We start from the raw sequence: 17,517 nt of genomic DNA on the forward strand, positions 1-17,517 counted from the left end.
GTTTTAACGTACACACGTTACCTGGGCCAACAATTATGAGAGCTGGTGCGCACGTGGTCGCCTACTTGGATGCCGCTGCAACGACGAGGGTACTCCCAGAGGTCGCCGAGGTCGTTCTGCACTGGATGTCCCAAGACTTCGGCAATGCGGGGTCACGTACCCATGAGTATGGAACTCGCGCCAAGAAGGCTGTAGCCCGCGCTCGTGAAGGCATCGCAGCCCACCTCTCCGCCCGCCCGGATGAGTTGATCTTCACTAGTGGTGCAACCGAGAGCAACAACATCGCCATCCTGGGTCTGGCTCCCTTCGGTGCTAGGCGTGAACGCCGTCATATCATCAGCACTGCGATCGAGCACAAGGCTGTCCTGGAACCACTCGAGCACCTGCAGTCACAGGGGTTCGAGGTCGATCTGATCGAGCCCGGGACATCTGGCCGCGTGAGCGCGGAGGCCGTACTGGAACGGCTACGTCCCGACACGCTGCTCGTCTCTGTCATGCAGGTCAACAACGAGACTGGCGTTATCCAACCTGTCGCCGAGCTGGCGGAACACCTCCGCTCCACGGCCACGTATCTTCATGTTGACGCGGCTCAGGGCTTCGGCAAGCTACCGGACGACCTTCGTGCACCGATCGATCTCGTCAGCTTCAGCGGGCACAAGATCGGGGCCCCGAAGGGGGTCGGTGGCCTACTCATCAGACGCCGCGGGCGGGACTCTGTGCCGCTGACCCCGCTAATGTACGGAGGCGGTCAGGAACGCAAGCTCCGGCCAGGCACACTTCCGGTTCCACTCATCATGGGCCTGTCCAAGGCTCTCGAGGTGTTTGAGAGCGAGCGTACGAGGTGGCTGGAAGCGGCCAGCGAGTTCCGCTCCCGGCTGCTGGAGGGACTCAGCAGGACCCGGTTCCATCTCCACGGCGACCAAGAGCACGTGGTCCCGCATATCCTCAACCTGTCGTTCGCGGGTGTGGACACCGAAGCCTTGATCTTGCAGCTGAAGAACTACGCCGCCATAGCCACCGGGTCCGCCTGCACAAGTGCGTCCTATACCGCGAGTCACGTCCTGGCGGCGATGGGGCTGCCCGAGGAACAGGCCAGCAATGGACTGCGACTCTCGTGGTTCCCCGACCAGGCGCAGGAGCTGGACGTCGACGAGTTCGCAAGCATCATTGCCAAGTACCAAGCCGGCATCACCGGTTAGTTCCTCTTGATCAGCCGGTGACCACGGAGCTGCCGGCCGCAGCGGACGAGCTCGGTCTCCCAGCCCTGCTCTGTCCCGATGAGATGTGGATTGGCGTATAGGCCTGCTCGCAGCTCGCTCTCGGTAAGTCGCCGGTACTTCGGGACATCCGGGTCATCCGGGTGGAGGAACTCATGTTTGCGGTGGAGCAGAGGTCTGTTCTCCGACTGTTCGTAGGACATGTGCGAGGTCTTGAAGGTGGTGAGATCGACCATGTACGACGATCGCAGCCGCGGATGCGGATCCGTATCGAACTCCGGATAGTCCAGCCAGCTCACGCCCCTCCCCTGATGGCGCAGCTTGGCGAGAGTCCACTCCTGCGGACGTCCTGCCGCGAGCGAAGCACAGTGCTCGTATAGGCGCAGCACGACGGGCATGTGATCAATCGCCCGGCGATGCACGTACAGGGCTGTTGGCGTGAGCTTGCCGACCTTCGATCCGTTCATCGCACCACGGACATAGGCATCGTCGCGCAGCTTGAGCAGCAGACGGTCGGACCGCATGCATGCTTCCTTGTAGGAGTTGAAGAACGCTCGCACGTCGAGCTGCACGGAAAGCGGGAGGCATCCGAAGGGGCCACGTCCGTTGAACAGCTCGACACCGAGGAACAGTAGCGTGGTCAAGGTGGATCTCTTCGCACCTTCCACGACCTTCTCGGGGTCGGACGACGCCCGGACAATCCGCTGCAGTTCTACTGCGCTCAGATGGGCCAGGAGTTCCGCCATCTGCGACGGCATTTCCTCGACGCGTGGTACTCGCCCGCGTTGCTCCGTGTAGTCGACTACGGAGGCGATCGCCGATGCCGCGTCGTCGGAGGCCAGCCAGATGGCCGCGGGTGCGATCCGACGAGCCAGATAACCCAGGCGCGCCTCATCGCGCTTGAACGCATAGACGACTCCGGGAGTCGCAGAGACGCATCGGACACCTGTGGCGCCCTCAACGTAACTTCGGAGCTCGCCAGCGCTGAACAGGTGCTGAAAGGTCCGCCGGCAGGTAAGGACTCCGTCGCCGAAACCTGTACCCTTGACCTTGGATTTCTCCCAGGTGAGTCGAGTTGAGACCACCAAGGTCTTCTTGGCAAGTTCCCAGGCCTTGACGAGCGTACGACGCCGTTCCTCCGGGTCCTCGATGATGTTGAGGACGTAAGTCAGCAGCACGACATCCGATGGATCGAGGCTGCCTTCGGGATGATAGTGGGGGTCCCAGCCGACCGCCCTCATGGCGATCTCCTGTAGAGCGCGGACATCATCCCCTCGTCCGCACCCATAGTCCAGGACCGACGAGTCAGACGTAATCTGCTGATCCACCACAGCCTGACGTGCAGGTACGGAAAGTCCCGTTCTGCCAATCGCGGTCAGGCGGCGCTCGGTTTCCCAAGCGCCACCCGTCTGCTCTGTAAGAGTCACATGCCCATCATGGAGTTCAGAACTCCGGAGGGCCGAAGAATTGGCCTAGCTCTGGGGGAAGCCCCCCTGACCTCTGATCCCGATCAGCTTGCCGTACCATCTCCAACAGCACATCCATGACCCGCGACTTACTCGCGTTGATCTCGCCTTGGATGTAGTTAAGACCGCCGTTTGCATACTCTTCGAAGATTGTGACACGCTCCCCTAGGCGCTCCTCACTCAGGATGGAAGCATCACCAGGGTGCTCCAGGACTCCCAGGGAGTCGATGAATGCTTCGGCAGTCGGAGAGCGGCGAAAGACTTCGTACCTAATGGGTTCCCCGGCCTCGCCGAACTGCTCCCTGCGCTCATGGGCGTAGCCGACGGACGCTGCGAAGAGTAGGGTCGCGGCCATACTGGTGAATGGACCGTCGCCGTCCTTGCTCAGCTGCTGAATCAGACTCTCGTGTCCCTTAGGCCGACGAACTCGCTGCTCACTAGGGCTCGTCATCATTGCGCCACCTCGGTGAACTCCGCGCCATCGAAGGAAGATCCCAACACCTGATACGGGTACTCCCTCCCGTTCACAGCGATCTTCTCCGTAACGTCCTGCAGGTCGCTCTTCGTCGTATGGGTCGTGATCACATACTGCTTGCCCACACGCGGATGCAGTGAATTCTCGGCGACCCCTTCGGCCTGGGCCTTGCTGGACAGAACCACCACCTGAGAGGTCATCTCCGGGAGGAACCTGGCGATCTGCCGACGGTAGTCGTCGTCCAGGTTGCCGAATACCGCGTCCATGACAATCGGATACTCACCGCCGACGCCTCCGAAGAAGGGGTTCGGATTCGTGGCGGCGTCGCGGCACTCCTGCGCGACGGCGCCGACGAAGGAGAGTGAAAGCAACATGTTCTCACCAGTGGACTTGGGGGCAGGTACCCTCTCGTCGCCTACCCGCTCCCAGTACTCCAGCTGGAATCCCGACGTAAGCTCCGGCTCGTAGTTCTTCAGCGACGCCTGCTTGAACAGGGTCCGGATACGGGTGTCCAGACGGCGGCGGATGCTGTCGGACAAGAGCTCAAGGATCTGGCGGAGCGCGGTCTCCGTCTCTCGGATCACGGCGATCCGGCGCTGGATTCGCTGGTTGTTCTCGTCCTTAACCTGGATCTTGTCGACCTGCTCCTCTTTCTGTTTTTTCTGGTTGGCCAGGAAGTCGAGATGCTCGTCGAGCGTGCCGAGGCGTCTGCTCGTCTCGCTCAACTTGTCGATCATCTTGCTGCGTCGCACTTCGATTGCACTGATGTCTTCCTGCGGCAGCTTCTTGATCTCGATGGAAACCTCGTTGAGCTGCTCAACCAGCATGCGCTCTTTGTCGGATCCCTCCCCGATCAGGCGATCCGTCTCCGCCAACCGATCCATCGTGCCACGACGCCGTTCCTCCAAGCCGGATACAGCACCGCGAAGCTGATTCCATGCCGCTTCCACCTCGGCAAGGCCGGCGCGCGCACGCCACATCTCCAGTGCTGCTCGCTCGCGCGAGCCTTCGGTGAGATGGGTACCGCAGATGCACTCGCCCTCTATGAGCAGGTCTTCGATGAACGTGAGCTTCAACGGTGCGGGCAGCTCACCGCGCTCCCGAAGTGCGTCACAGGCAGCGATGATTTTCTCAGGCAGATCAGGTAGAAAGGCCAGATAACCGGAGTCTGCAAGCACCCGAGCCCGCTCGTCTTCTAGCTTACGCAGTGACTCATGGGCGCTCTCACGTTCCCGTTCCAGGCGCTCACGCTCCAGCTGAAGTTGCTTGGCACCGTCCAGGGATTTGAGACGTGCCGCGAGCAACTCGATCTCGTCCTTCAGGTGCTGAACTTCAGCGTTGAGAGACTCCTTCTCCTGCTTCTTCTCTTCCGTCTCCTTGAAGATGGCATCGATCTCAGCGGTCAGGCGCTCGGCAAGCTCACTGTTAGCCCCCTCGGACTTCAGCTGGTGACGCAGCTTGTTCGCCGCCGCGGGGAGGTGCTTGAGAGCTCGCTCGAGCTGCTCCAAGCCAAGTAGTGTCTTGATCGCATGCTGGATCTCGGCGTAGGCCTCCTTGCGGACCAGCTGCTCGATGCGCTCACCGTTGACGAAGAAGAACTTGCTTAGGCGCTCCGGAAGAATCTTGTCGATGTGCCCCTGGGCGCTCTTGAGCTCTTTGGTGACGCCCCTGTCGTCACGCTCGAGGAGGAGGAGCTGCGCTTTGGGTAAACGTTGGTCCGAACTCTGCTTCTCCGCTGTGAGAAACCGGCGTGCAGTGTAGGTGCGGCCTTCGTGTTCGAACTCAACGGTCACCGACATGTCCACCGACGAACCGAGGCGGGCTTCCTGCCAGATCCGGTTGTTGATCAGCCTGTCCTGCTGCTCGACATCTGCGCTGAGATGGCCGTAGAGGGCCCAGGTGAAGGCGTTGAGCAGGGTCGTCTTACCGCCACCGTTAGTGCCGTATACCAGCGTGACGTTGTGCCCCGGCTCCTGAGCGAACGAGATGCTGTTACGTCCGCCGTATGGTCTGAAGTTCTCAAGCTCAATCGACAGCAGCTTCACTTGATGATGCCCTCAACCCTCCGGATGATCTGGTCGCTCACGTTGCGCGTCACCGTCGCGGTGTCTCCCAGATGCAGGTTCTCCTTCTCCAAAGTCAGAACGTCCACGACAAGCTTCTTCGCCTCATCGCTTAGCTCCGCATAGATACGACCGACGATCTCGCGCTCGTTCTGGTCGCTCACTGTCTGCTCTCCACCCTTCACACATCAAGAAGCTGGTAATGATCGCGCAGTTCCCTCAGTTTGGCGAGGGCTTCGCCGTGATTCTCCGCGTATCCGGCGAATTCAACGCATCGAGCCAGCTCTCGCCGGAAGAGCCGACGCTCGATTTCGAACAGGGCAGGGTCCTGCGGGGGTGTCACCACGAAGTCGATAACCTCTGCGAGGCTCTTCCCTGGCGCCCTCCGAAGGATCCGGCCGCGACGCTGGATAAATTGTCGAGGGTTCGTGCTACTCGCGAGCATGTACGCCACGCGAGCATCCGGGAGGTCGACCCCCTCGTCCAGACAGCGCATGGACACAAGAACTTGTAGGTCACGTCCAGTCGCGAACGATCGGAGCAGATCTCTGCGTTGCCGCTTGTGCTCCCTGGAGGTGAATGTGTGAGCCTTGAGACCCAACTCCTTGCCCGCTAGCTCGATGACTTGCTCGACCTGGCGTGGCCCGGTTCCGCCGTCAATCAGTGGTGCACCGCCCTCAGCGCAGTAGACCAACTGGAAGAAACTGTTCCTGTGTCTTTCCAGCGCCTCCCGAAGGGCTGGCATCTTGGCCCGAGCATGCCCGAGGACCTTGGACCGCATCCCTAGCAGCATTCCGAGCGGTGAGTTGTCATCCTCGCTCACCAGCTCCGGCTCTTGCGATCTCATAAGCGCGCCGATCTTCACGGTGAGCTCGGTGTACTGCTCTGCCTCGTCATCGCTCAGGGGAACGAGGACGGGGTGGTATCTGTACCTCGTCAACGCCCCTAGATCGATTGCCTCCTTGAGACCCAGCTCGATGAGAATGTCCCCGAAGTACTCCTTGAGGGCGTCCGTGCCGGTCGGGTCGAACCATCGCTCCGGTGTGGCGGAAAGCGCGAGGCGGAACTGGGCATGTGCCGGGAGAGCCGTCCGCAGATGTTCTGCTCCCAGATGGTGCGCCTCATCGGCGACGATCAGCAGAGGCAGATCGACGGAGGCGAGGAGCCCCTGGAAGGATGCCGCACGGAAAGTAGCATTGGTAACCACCAATGTGATACTGCCTTCTCGGCGCGCCCGAAGAGCGGCTAGCGCATTGCGCGCCGCCGGTTCCCATGACGCGGCCAAGTCGCGGCACTTGATCGGTACAACGCCGAAGTTGCGAAGCTCTGCCGACCACTGCTCGACAAGATCCAGGAGCGGGACGACGACCACCGTGACCAAGGACAGATCGCGAGCGTGAAGCTGTCGCCCCATCTGGTCGAGCGCCGTCAATGCGGTAATCGTCTTTCCAGTGCCGGTAGCCATCTGGAGCATGCCACGGCCATTGGCGCTCAGCCACTTCGCTATCGCAGTTTTCTGGTAGTCCCGCAGCTCGACATCATGCGGCAATCGCACCCATCCCAAGGTCGTGAGATCGGTGGACACGACCAGCGGCTCAGGACCTTCGGCCCCGGTCGACAGCTCGCCGGCACGTTCGCCCAACGCGATGAACCGCTCCTTCGCGACAGCGGGGAAGTCGAGAATCTCGAGCCTTGGCGTGCGTCCGGCCCACAACTCATCGAAGTCGGATCGGAGGATGTCCACCCGGCCCTTATCGTTCTCTTCCCACGATCTGAAGACCTGGATCGATTCGAAGTTGTCGAGGAAGGCGGAGCTGGTCTCGTTCATGGAACCGGTGAATGCGACGGTATCCCCGTACTTGTCGGAGATGAGACCGATCTTCTCGTGATAGAGCGCTAGGCCTTCCCTGCCATGGACAATGGCGATCTTCACATCCAGCATGTCTTGAGCAATGAGATGGCCGAGGAGCCCAAGCCCGGCGAATTCGTTCCGGGGACGTTCGGTGTCTGGGTCCAGCTCACGGAGCACCGCCTTGGCGATGATCTCTCGGTACGCGTACCCAGCGCGCATCTCCTCGATGTCGCTGTCCGTCAGGTGCGGACTGGCTATAAGGCGAATACGACCGCCGTTACGTTTGAAGCCTTCCAACCCGCGAGCGACCAGTGCGAGAGACTTGCTGGTGAAGTATCCGACTGCTCGGTCGTATCGGTTCGCGAGCGCGAGGCAGGGGACGTAGAACTCGCCTACGACGTTGCTGCGGTCGCTCCTGTAACTGTCCTCGATGGTCAAGGCGCGCAGCATGTCAGCCATCACCGGCCGCCAAGTGCAGCGAAGAAGTCATCGAGATCAGGAACGGAATCGAGCGCTCGAACAGACTCACTCAGTGTGTAGCCCTCCACGATTTCGGCGAGGTCAAGGTCGCCGCGAGCGCGCAGGGCCATCACGAGGGCAGCCCATGAAGTTTGCACAGATAGTGCAAGGGCATTGGCTACAGCCAATCGCAGGACCTCTCCGCTCAATCCCCGTTGGACACCTGTGCGAAGCGCGATCTCATCATCTTCGGTCTTGCTCCAGGCGCGAACCAGCCGAGCACGGACCGCGCCATGGTCGGTAGGTGCAAGCCAGAGCACATCTCCGACCTTGGCCCGAAGCTGTGTGACCAGTGAACGGATGCTTCCGAATTGCGGCTGGGGCGCTGCCCAGGAGATGCGGATCTCCTGGGCCAGAGCAGCAAAGACGCGCTCAGTCCCCTCTGCGACTTGAAACAAGGCCATTGCGCCACGTGGCGCCGTAAAGCCCGACCCGCGCAGAACCTCTTTGTTGATGTCTACACGGAACCACCACTGTCCCCTGAGGAAGAAACACCGACGGGTCTCTCCAGGAATCGGCATTCTTCGCGATGCCTGGCGTGACCCGTCATCTCCACTCCCTGCCAGACCGATCCACCCATCCCTACGAGAGAACTCCCGCCGGACCGCATACGCACGCACGCTGGCCGGGGACACCCCGAACTGCTCGACAAGTTCATCTACTACGTCAGCCAGCAGCGCACGTCCACCGCCACGCTCGATCCTTTGCACGATCTCCTCGCGGATGCCCTCATACGTCTCGAGGTTCCACTCAGGGAGTCCATAGGAATTGGGACCCACACGCGCGATGCGGTCATCGGCCTGCAGACGCCCTCGGAGGGAGCGCACGCCATCCACCTGAAGCCGCTCCGCGATCTCCTCGACACTCAATGGATGGCCCGCAGCGGCCAGGACCGCGACCGCGAGCTCGGGTTGCGAGGCACCCTTGCGGACCACGATGCCAGCGGTCTTGCGGAGACCGCAGTACTCAAGCCACAAGGACCACGCATGGTCATCCAGCCTCAGCTCCGCCTGGAGTTTGTCGAGGTCGTGGCCACCATCCGCCCGCTTCTCGCGGTGTGTGGCTGAGGAGAAGGTCGCATCACGTAGATCTGAAAGCGGCTTGGTCGCCAGCCATGAACCATCGATATCGAGATCAGGCAGGAGCATCCCAAGGAAATCGGACAGCTCAAGCCCGACTGGGTGAACCAGATCTGACAGCTCAGGAACTCGTGCCGAGACAGCCTCGAACGTCATGAGCGCCGATGATCCGTTGCAGACCCGCCGATCGAACTCGCCGATCCGCTCCGCGACCGGGGGACTCTGCCGCCATGCGCTGAAGTTGTCAGCCAGCTTCTTCTCTAGCTGACCAACGCGTGCGCGGCTGATACTAAGCTCGTTGCCTAGGTCATCAAGACTGCGGTCGCGGCGAGCCACGCGGTGACGAAGGATCAGGCGCTTGCGATCATCAAGCGAAGAAGTCCACAGCTCTAGAAGATCGCGCAACGTAGCATGTGGATCGTTCTGGACGGTTTCACCACGATCAGGCGCGTCGCCCTCCATCAGAGAGGCGAGGAGCGCGTTCAAGACATCCTTGAGCGTCCGCTGATCGCAGCGTGTCAACGCCCTGAGCTGCGGAATGGTGGTCCGGAGCAAGACACGACGATCCTGAAGAGAATTGGCGAGCAGAATGTTCCGCGCGCGCACTGTAGAACAGTACCGACGGATGTCGAAGGGCTCGCAGACCGAGATGTTCAGCATGTCACCCAGTGGCTCACCCCCGCCGTGAGCCGCCAGCTCGGCAGCATATGCAGCGCTCCAATGGGCGCGGTCATCGCTGGAGACAGCGGCGAGTTTATCTAGCATGCGGCCGAAGGCCATGCCTGCCTCCTTTGAACGCGATTCAAGCACGCTGAAGGTCTACTGGAACCGACTGACACCCCGGGGGTTGTGCCGGTCAGACAAAGTTACAGGGGGTACTGCCCCAACGTCGCCAATAGGGGCATTGGACAATAGTCGTTATCTTACCCATCGGACGACTGTAAATATCGCCTATAACACTCTATGTAAGTAGACGCTCACAGTGTGCGACCACTGCTGGAATCTGTCGGACCTCTGGTGTATGCCTCAGTATCAGCTGGAACGGCGACAACGGGAAGAACTCGAAAGGGCAAGCGAGATTCGCCAGGTACGTTGACCGATCCAGCACTAAACGGCACATTTCGCCCATAACCCGACATTTCGAGCGAGAGCAGCAGTATGACTGTTGACGAGCCGACCGCAAACGGCGATGTTGAACAGAAGGAAGCCGTTCCGTCACTAGATGACCTCTTCAAGGCCCTTGCACGCTCGGACGAGACGGTCAGTAGCGAGCAACCGCTCAGGGGTGTCGCCTCCAACCAAGCCGAATCGGCTCAGATCCGCCAGTGGGCACGCGACAACGGCTACCAGGTGGCACCCCGGGGCCGCCTTCCGGATCACGTTGTAGACGCTTACAAGCGCCGCCCCTCCTCGACCTCAGCAAGAAGACCGACACGCACATCACGGTCATCGAAGAGTGTCGCGACCCCCAGGTCACCTGCCTTGCCATACCTCAGCAGCCTGCAGGAGGCACTCATTGCCGGCGGCGTCAAGTGTCAATTGAACACTGCAGCGTCCGCACTGATCATCTCAGCACCGCACCATGTCAAGATGATCACATCGGGCAAGATAGAGGCTTTCGTCTCCAATGGCGATTTCGTTTGGGGAGACGGGCGCTTTCTGTCTATTCATCCGATCGAAGACCATGAGGGCGCGGCTAGGAAAATCTTGAGATCCTCAACTCCGGTGCCAACACCGTCCGCGTCTCCGGTGCCAACACCGTCCGCGTCTCTTAAGAAGCAATCCGAAAAGCCCGTCATAGCCGATGACAGCGAGGGCCTTGAGCGCCTCCTCCAGCTTCGCGACGCACTAGCAGTACGCGGCGTTCGAGCTGACTTCGACCCCTACAAGGCTCTTCTGGTCATCCGCTCGCCTACCGAGGTAGCGACGATCACAGACGGCTACGTTCAGGTCCTGAGGTGTCCCGATCTCCGGTTCAGCTGGGGCAAAGGCCTACCACGTGTTTCGCACATCGCGGAGGACCCGGACGGTGCGGCTTGGAAAATCACTAGAGGTGGTTCGAAGGCGGCCACACCATTCTCAACCTCGACGCATGAACAATCGAGCATCTCACGTCCTCGTCCCGAACGGCCACCACGGTTAGGTGGTAGAGCGATCACAACGTACAGCTCCGACGAGTTGGTGACCTTGGTCCGATGGTTAATCTCTGAAGAACGAGCAACGACCTATGATGATCTTGTTGACAACGCCATTGCCGAGCTGCGGCTTCCTGGCAGGACGTCTAGAAGGGTCCAGGCCATCGAAGAGGCAGCCATCCTCGCCGGCTGGGCATCAGGTCCCAACTCTACGACCGATGGCGCCCAGTACTCAGATGTCCTCCGGTGGGCACGGAGGCTTCGGTTCGAGCTCGACACCAGCGGCGAAATTCCGGAGCATGTTGTCTACCAGTACAACCGTATGCATCCTGAACGGCCGTATAACCCCGTCCGCAGAAGGGGCCGCTGAGATCACCTTCATCCTTGATCGATGCCAGGCCAGATGGACATCACCAGAGTAGGGTTGAAGCCTTGACATCTGACAGATGACCGGCGACTAGCAAGGAGCGCTGGCGGCATGTCCCAGATCCCTCTGTGGGAGGAACCTCAGACACTTCGGGCGGCAGATCACGTGCCAACCGTAGACGAGTTCCTCGCGCTCCTGAAGCAACCCGATACGGAACCTGTCAATTTGATGAAGGCCGCTGAACTGGATTGATTGAATCGCCCTCGGCTTCGGTGGAAACTTGATGTCGCTTGCGGCGGCCGCGGACGGCACCAGGCTCGTACGACATGGCGCGGAAGCGTTACCTGCGCCCTCACAACCTCCTGGTCGTGGAGACGGGCCCGCTCGACGGCAGCGGCCGGTACAGATATCGCGGCTTGAGCTCTGCTGTCGGAGGATGCCACCGCCATGCACACAGATTGAATTCGTAGAGGCCGTGGGGTCGTGACAGCCCGTTGTCGTCGCGGTACGACGGGGTCGGCTACACCATCGAGGGGGTGTGGCGGCTGCTGCGCCGGCACGGCTGGTCGTGCCAGGTGCCGTCCCGCCAGGCGGCCGGGCGGGATGAGGAGGCGATCGCGGTGTGGAAGGCCGATGTGTGGCCGCAGGTAAAAGAACCGCCGCGGACCTGGGCGCCTGCATCTGTTTTGAGGACGAGGCAGGTCAAGGGCTGAGGCCGCCGAAGGGACGCACCTGGGCGCCGCGAGGAGCCCGGCCTGTCGTTCATGTCCGCGGCCGGGTCAACATCGCGAGCGTGCTGTGTTTCCGTACCGGTGATCGGCCGCACCTGTTGTATCGGCTGCACGTGTACCGCGCGCGGCCGGCGCGGTGAGCCGAAGACGTTCTCCTGGCAGGCTTACCGTGACCTGATCACTCGGCGCATCAGCAGCTCTCCGCGCCGCTGGTGTGGTACTGCTCACCCTCGAACGTGCACCTGGCCCAGGAACTGGCAGACTTCGCCGCCGACAACAAGGACTGGCTGCGTGTGTTCCAGCTGCCCGCCTACGCTCCCGAGCTGAACCCTGCCGAGGGGTGTGGTCACTGCTCAAGCGCGCCATCGTCAACTTCTTCGCCGTCGACCTCGACGCTCTGGTCCGCATCGTCAAACGCAAGATGAAGAAGATCCAGTACCGGCCGCATCTGATCACAGGGTGCTTGACCGGCACCGGATTGACCATCGAACCCGTGTAATCACAAGGACAGACTCTACGAATTCGACCTGTGTAAGTCATAGACTTGCTCGCTTGTCGAACTCCTATCCTGCTCTCAATTGTCGCACCTAACCGGGACCATACAAACCATGCCGCAGAAGGCCCACCACTCCCCGATGAATGCAGTGTCCGCTACTCGCCACACCTGGGCAGCTCACTGCACACCGCGTCTACGGCATTCTCCGCGAGCACAACGGCGGGCCCCTTGAGCTTGAGCGCATCTTGAAGCAGCTAGGTAATAGACAGACAGCTAACAACACTCTCGAAGAGGGAGCAGATACTCGAAGCGTTGCTGAGAGATGACAGATTGCCCTCTGGCGCCAGAGGTTGACCAGCATCCGACTGGTGCGCAACTCGACCTCCACCGCGCACTCCACGCTGCTCTGAGTGAGGCGCGCCATTGCCTCAATGCCTATCTGCTCGGGGCGGGCACACAGCTGAGCCGTTGGCCAGCCACCCTCGCCTACCTCATTCTTCCAACTTCAAAACCCTCTTGCGCCGAGACTTAGGACTCATCTATGACAGTTTCGGGAGTGAGATATTCTCATACATTTCTAGATGGTCAAGAAGGTTGTCTTCCCATTTCCTTGCGGCGTCGACATCCTTGAGGGCCACCCTCATGTCCGCGTCATCACCGATGGCATCGGCCCATTGCTTGAACGCTCTTAAGACTATCTTTCTCCCCCCATCAAATTGGCGCGGATCTTTCCGCATGATTTCTATTATGCGATCCGCCCTTTCGCCATCCATTTCTGCATAATACTGCCGCAGCATCACCTTCATCGCGAATACGCAATGCATAACCCATAGCTTCTTGCACCGCAGAACCCTATTTAGGAGCCGCTCATTAAATGACGGGAGTAGCTTGACGCGGATGCCTTCATTCGGCTTATCCAGCAAGTGCCAGAAGTCTTCATACCAAACGTAGGCCAAAAGATACAGCCTGACATCTCTGTCTTCGCGATATATCTCTCCGTAAAGAGGTGGCGAGAACATCTCCTCCTTATCGCTAACGGCCTCTGCAGGATGCCCATCGAACGCCCGCCACCGCTGTCCGACATCCTCTTTTGTGATACGACGAGCTAGCGTAAAACGGCTACGCTGAGCCGGCGAAAGCGAATGCCATTCCCTACGCTTTCTCTCGTAGAACCATGGAGTAGGGAGATTGGCAAAGTAGACTTGTAGTCTAACCTGAATAGGATCGTTCGACTTGAGGTCTTCTTGTTTTACGGGCGACTGAGAATTCGTGTGCTCGGCTATCTTTAAGAGCTGCGTCGTGCCTAGCTCGCCAGGCGTTCGCGAGATAATCCGGGCGGCGATAGGGAGAATTGCACCGCCAAGCTTGTCTCGTTTATTAATAAGAGCTGTCACGGTTTGACAGCCATTTACGATTTGCGGATTCGTAAGTGCGATTTCGCACGTCTCTCGATCGACCGAAAAGCTATCGCAGACTATAGTTATTCCATTATTGTAATACCAGAACCCTTTACGTTGGCTCTCATCGTCCAGTGTCCGGCGGATCTGTTGATTAACCCTGTTTTGATGGCCTAGATGATATCTGATATTTGCAGCCACGATTCTGGGCATATGCCCTTCGGCTTGTTCTGCAAGGTTTGCGCCATCCAGATTTGCGACCAAGGCGGAGGAAATCCCTTCCACCGATGGCCCATCGACAACAAAATATTGGTTTTCAACCATTCGGAGCTTTATGGTAGTTCCCTCGAGATCCTTCGATTCCTCTTTGTTGAGGTATTCTCGATAGAATTTTTCCGGGGTCCAAAATTCTATCTCGGGTCGTAGCGGGTGGTTGCCTGCTCGAGCTCTAATTTCACGCTCACTCTCGTCTGAAATTCTGCCATAAATGAAATACTGCAGGACGGGTCGACAGCCGCTGGCCAAAGCCTCTCGGAATGCTTGTCCGATTTGCATGATTTTCTGTCCGCGCGTTTCGCATGCTTTGGGATTCTGTAGCATGTCCAGGATACCGACGAAGACCCTCAAAGGTTCGGGGTCTATTAGTGTGCTTTGATCGGCTGAAAACTTCGATTGGCTGAGGTAGAAAATCTCAGCTTCTGGATCCAGGAGATAACCGTCTAGGCCTGAATCGCCTTTGCCAAGGGTATCGCATTGATTATAAGCATCATCGCCCGAAAGATCGTGAACAAACGCTAGTGCCCAGCGCGCAAATGCGTCACCATCTTGCGCAAGGGAGAATGTGTCTTTATACTCGGCGACCTCGTGACGTAGCCGGACAATGAAGTTGTCTGGAACGGCCATATCTATACCTCTCTGTCTGCTTCCCAACTTCAGCGGTAGCAACCTTCCCGAACATGAAGCTACCTGATTCGCCTTGATGTTGCACTATGTCGCCCCTTGCTCGTATGTATCGAGTTGGCAGAGGGTATGCAACCAACGACCCGAGCGTCCCCGCTCATGGGAACAGAACGTAACACCCACCTGCTTGCTCCGCATCGAGATCTTTCACCTTCTCCATTGCTGCCGCGCGCTCGTCGGCGGCGACTGGACGCATTCTTCTTCCAACCAGTTCACCAGTCGCAGCAACCAGTCACGGTCACGCTTGAAGCGCAATGTCTCGGCCGCGTATGCCGACAGGTCTCGCTCTGCCGCGTCCGCGCGGATCTCGTCAAGGAGTTCATCCGGGGGTCGTCACCGTTGACTTTGTCAGTCGCCATACAGGAGACCATGCTCCTGGTATCGACCTCCTTGCCAGCGCTTCAGTGTGCTTTGCTGCGGCCGCCCCAATGACATCGCGCACCCGGCTGCCGAGAGACCTGCGGCGCAGCGAGATCCTTCGCTCGCCGGTTCCGATAGCGAGACGCCCTCGCTACTCTGTTGGCGACCATGTGATGCGGCCCGACGGGCTTCCGCGCTCGTACGGCTTAGGCCGGAGCGGATAGGCCCCCACCCGCACGAGTTCTCTCGTGCTGCCTGGGGGACAATCCGTGACGGCGCTGAGGCTTTCCGTCGAGAACCTGCTCGCCTCTCCCAACGAGGCCGCGCTCGCGGAGGTGATCGCCGAGCACGTGCGTGACACCAGCGGACACCGCCCCTCCCCCGCCGAGATCAGGTCTTGGCGGCGCAGCCTGCCAGCCCTCGCCCGCGATCTGGCCGACGCCGGACTACGCAGGGTCGAGATACTCGTGGAGTACAAGCTCCCCCTGACCAGCAAGCGCGCGGACGTGGTCCTCGCCGGGGTCCATCCGCGAACCGGCCAAGATTCCTACGTAGTGGTCGAGCTCAAGCAGTGGAGCCGCGCCGAGCCTTCGGAACTGGGCGAGCATCTGGTCATCGTGGACGGCATGCCGGGCGGCGAGCGACTTAACCCTGCCGAGCAGGTCCGACGGTACTGCGAGTACATGCGCGACTTCCTCGGGATCTTCCGCGACAACCCGGACGCCATCTACGGAGCCGCGTACCTGCACAACGCTATGGACCTGGACGTCGACGGCCTGGCCGACCAGGTTCGCGACGAGCGCAGCCGTCTGTTCACCAAGCAGCGGCGCGGCGAGTTCCTCCACTATCTGGGCGAGCGTCTTGCCGACAAACCCGGCGCTGACGCGGCCGATCGCCTTCTGCGCAGCGCGGTCGCGCCGAGCAAGCAGCTCATGTCCTACGCCTCCAGGGAGATCCGCGAACGCGAGCAGTTCACGTTGCTGGACGAGCAGCAGGTCGCGTATGAGATGGTCATGCGCGCCGTGGACCGGGCGAGGCGTGCGGACTCCAAGCAGGTCGTCATCGTCACCGGCGGCCCTGGCAGCGGCAAGAGCGTCATCGCTCTGTCTCTGCTCGGCGAGCTGTTCAGGCAAGGCCGCTCGGCACTGCACGCCACCGGCTCTCAGTCCTTCACCCAGACCATGCGCCGCTATCCCGGCCGGGGCAGCACCCGGATCAAGAACCTCTTCCGCTACTTCAACAGCTTCACCGACGCTGAACAGAACGGCCTTGACGTGCTGATCTGCGACGAAGCTCACCGGATCCGCGAAACGTCAACCAACCGCTTCACGCCCGCTGCCAACCGCACCGGTCGCAGCCAGCTCGACGAGTTGCTGACCGCGGCGCGGGTGCCGGTCTTCCTCCTCGACGAGCACCAGGTGGTACGGCCAGGCGAGCTCGGCACCGTGGAGAGCATCGAGCACCACGCCCGGCAGAAGGGCTACGACATCCACCTCGTCTCCCTCGACGAGCAGTTCCGCTGCGGTGGCAGCCGCAAGTACGAGCACTGGGTGCTCCGCTTGCTGGGTCTGACCGGCGACGACGGCGGACCCATAGCGTGGGACAGAGACGAGGGCTTCGAGGTACGGCTCGCCGACTCACCGCACGAACTCGAGGCATTCCTGCACGCGCAGACCGGCACCGCCCGCATGACCGCCGGCTTCTGCTGGCCCTGGAGTGATCCACGCCCCGACCACACCCTCGTCAACGACGTCGTCATCGGCGGCTGGGCACGACCGTGGAACGTCAAGAGCGACCGCGCCGTCGGCGACTACCCGCCCAGCATGCTCTGGGCCAGCGAGCCGAACGGAATCGGGCAGGTGGGCTGCATCTACACGGCCCAAGGGTTTGAGTACGACTGGAACGGCGTCATCCTCGGCCCCGACCTCACCGTCCAAGACGGACGCCTGGTCACGTTACGCGGGGAGAACAAGGACCCCGCGTTCAAGAGCCAGAGGGCCGTGCCCGACACCGACTTCGATCTGCTGGTCCGCCACGTGTACAAGGTCCTGCTCACGCGGGGCATGCGTGGGACCGTGATCTACGCAATGAATCCCGAGCTCCGAAGCTTCCTCGCGGGTCTTATGAGTGCGGCTCGGGCTTGATCAGCTCAACCGCGAACTCCCGCACCTCCGGATCGCCGTGTAGTAACCAACCCGCGGATCCCTGGTGTGAGCAGCGTCTTGTATACGGGCAGATGCCGCACGAACTGGTGGTTAGTGGCCTGGGCACCCCGAGTAGGGTCAACCCCCGAGCGCCGCGCCGCCCCTCTCTGCCAAGGTTTATTGAGACAGATGCCACTAAAGTTCATCTGAGTGATGAGGGTGAGTAAGGATCTCAACGAACCGTGAGCACGACTAT

General features: G+C 60.4%; 12 protein-coding genes and 1 pseudogene. 6 read left to right on the forward strand and 7 right to left on the reverse strand.

The window, feature by feature from the left end:
* Positions 1–53 precede the first annotated feature (53 nt).
* A complete protein-coding gene (gene dndA / locus ACIBX3_RS57265; protein ID WP_397129260.1) occupies positions 54–1,199 on the forward strand; it encodes a cysteine desulfurase DndA in 1,146 nt (381 codons plus the stop codon).
* On the opposite strand, the gene ACIBX3_RS57270 is transcribed toward dndA, so the two are convergent.
* The 6 genes from ACIBX3_RS57270 to ACIBX3_RS57295 are packed head-to-tail and all read right to left on the reverse strand — an operon-like array spanning position 1,196 to position 9,451.
* Positions 1,196–2,644: a DNA phosphorothioation-associated putative methyltransferase gene (locus tag ACIBX3_RS57270; RefSeq protein WP_397129261.1), complete on the reverse strand. Its 1,449-nt coding sequence runs from the start codon at positions 2,642–2,644 to the stop codon at positions 1,196–1,198. The genes dndA and ACIBX3_RS57270 overlap by 4 nt on opposite strands.
* A gap of 16 nt (positions 2,645–2,660) precedes the next feature.
* Entirely contained in the window at positions 2,661–3,137 is a 477-nt protein-coding gene (locus tag ACIBX3_RS57275; RefSeq protein ID WP_397129262.1) for a DNA phosphorothioation-associated protein 4, read from the reverse strand.
* Positions 3,134–5,203 (reverse strand): AAA family ATPase, encoded by a 2,070-nt coding sequence (locus ACIBX3_RS57280; protein ID WP_397129263.1) that lies wholly within the window; start codon positions 5,201–5,203, stop codon positions 3,134–3,136. Before ACIBX3_RS57280 ends, ACIBX3_RS57275 begins: the two co-directional genes overlap by 4 nt.
* Positions 5,200–5,385: a hypothetical protein gene (locus tag ACIBX3_RS57285; protein ID WP_397129264.1), complete on the reverse strand. Its 186-nt coding sequence runs from the start codon at positions 5,383–5,385 to the stop codon at positions 5,200–5,202. The genes ACIBX3_RS57280 and ACIBX3_RS57285 overlap by 4 nt, the downstream gene beginning before the upstream one ends.
* A gap of 17 nt (positions 5,386–5,402) precedes the next feature.
* On the reverse strand, positions 5,403–7,511 hold the full coding sequence (locus ACIBX3_RS57290; RefSeq protein WP_397129265.1) for a DEAD/DEAH box helicase family protein: 2,109 nt from the start codon (positions 7,509–7,511) through the stop codon (positions 5,403–5,405).
* A 20-nt stretch (positions 7,512–7,531) separates the two neighbouring features.
* The gene (locus ACIBX3_RS57295) at positions 7,532–9,451 is read right to left on the reverse strand and encodes a hypothetical protein (protein ID WP_397129266.1); all 1,920 of its coding nucleotides are present in this window, start codon (positions 9,449–9,451) and stop codon (positions 7,532–7,534) included.
* A 378-nt stretch (positions 9,452–9,829) separates the two neighbouring features.
* Here ACIBX3_RS57295 and ACIBX3_RS57300 point away from each other — a divergent pair, with 378 nt between their 5' ends.
* The 4 genes and pseudogenes from ACIBX3_RS57300 (at position 9,830) to ACIBX3_RS57315 (ending at position 12,403) form a co-directional block, all read left to right on the forward strand.
* The gene (locus tag ACIBX3_RS57300) at positions 9,830–11,176 is read left to right on the forward strand and encodes a histone-like nucleoid-structuring protein Lsr2 (RefSeq protein WP_397129267.1); all 1,347 of its coding nucleotides are present in this window, start codon (positions 9,830–9,832) and stop codon (positions 11,174–11,176) included.
* A 533-nt stretch (positions 11,177–11,709) separates the two neighbouring features.
* Positions 11,710–11,886 (forward strand): winged helix-turn-helix domain-containing protein, encoded by a 177-nt coding sequence (locus ACIBX3_RS57305; RefSeq protein ID WP_397129272.1) that lies wholly within the window; start codon positions 11,710–11,712, stop codon positions 11,884–11,886.
* Between the two features lie 254 nt (positions 11,887–12,140).
* Positions 12,141–12,197, forward strand: a pseudogene (locus ACIBX3_RS57310) (hypothetical protein); the annotation flags it as partial.
* 47 nt (positions 12,198–12,244) lie between these two features.
* On the forward strand, positions 12,245–12,403 hold the full coding sequence (locus tag ACIBX3_RS57315; RefSeq protein ID WP_397129274.1) for a hypothetical protein: 159 nt from the start codon (positions 12,245–12,247) through the stop codon (positions 12,401–12,403).
* A 536-nt stretch (positions 12,404–12,939) separates the two neighbouring features.
* Here ACIBX3_RS57315 and ACIBX3_RS57320 read toward each other — a convergent pair.
* On the reverse strand, positions 12,940–14,700 hold the full coding sequence (locus ACIBX3_RS57320) for an AIPR family protein (protein WP_397129268.1): 1,761 nt from the start codon (positions 14,698–14,700) through the stop codon (positions 12,940–12,942).
* A 686-nt stretch (positions 14,701–15,386) separates the two neighbouring features.
* Here ACIBX3_RS57320 and ACIBX3_RS57325 point away from each other — a divergent pair.
* Positions 15,387–17,261 (forward strand): DNA/RNA helicase domain-containing protein, encoded by a 1,875-nt coding sequence (locus ACIBX3_RS57325; protein ID WP_397129269.1) that lies wholly within the window; start codon positions 15,387–15,389, stop codon positions 17,259–17,261.
* The last annotated feature ends 256 nt before the right edge of the window (positions 17,262–17,517 follow it).

It is taken from the genome of Nonomuraea sp. NPDC049480 (genome assembly GCF_044465905.1).
Lineage (GTDB): Bacteria > Actinomycetota > Actinomycetes > Streptosporangiales > Streptosporangiaceae > Nonomuraea.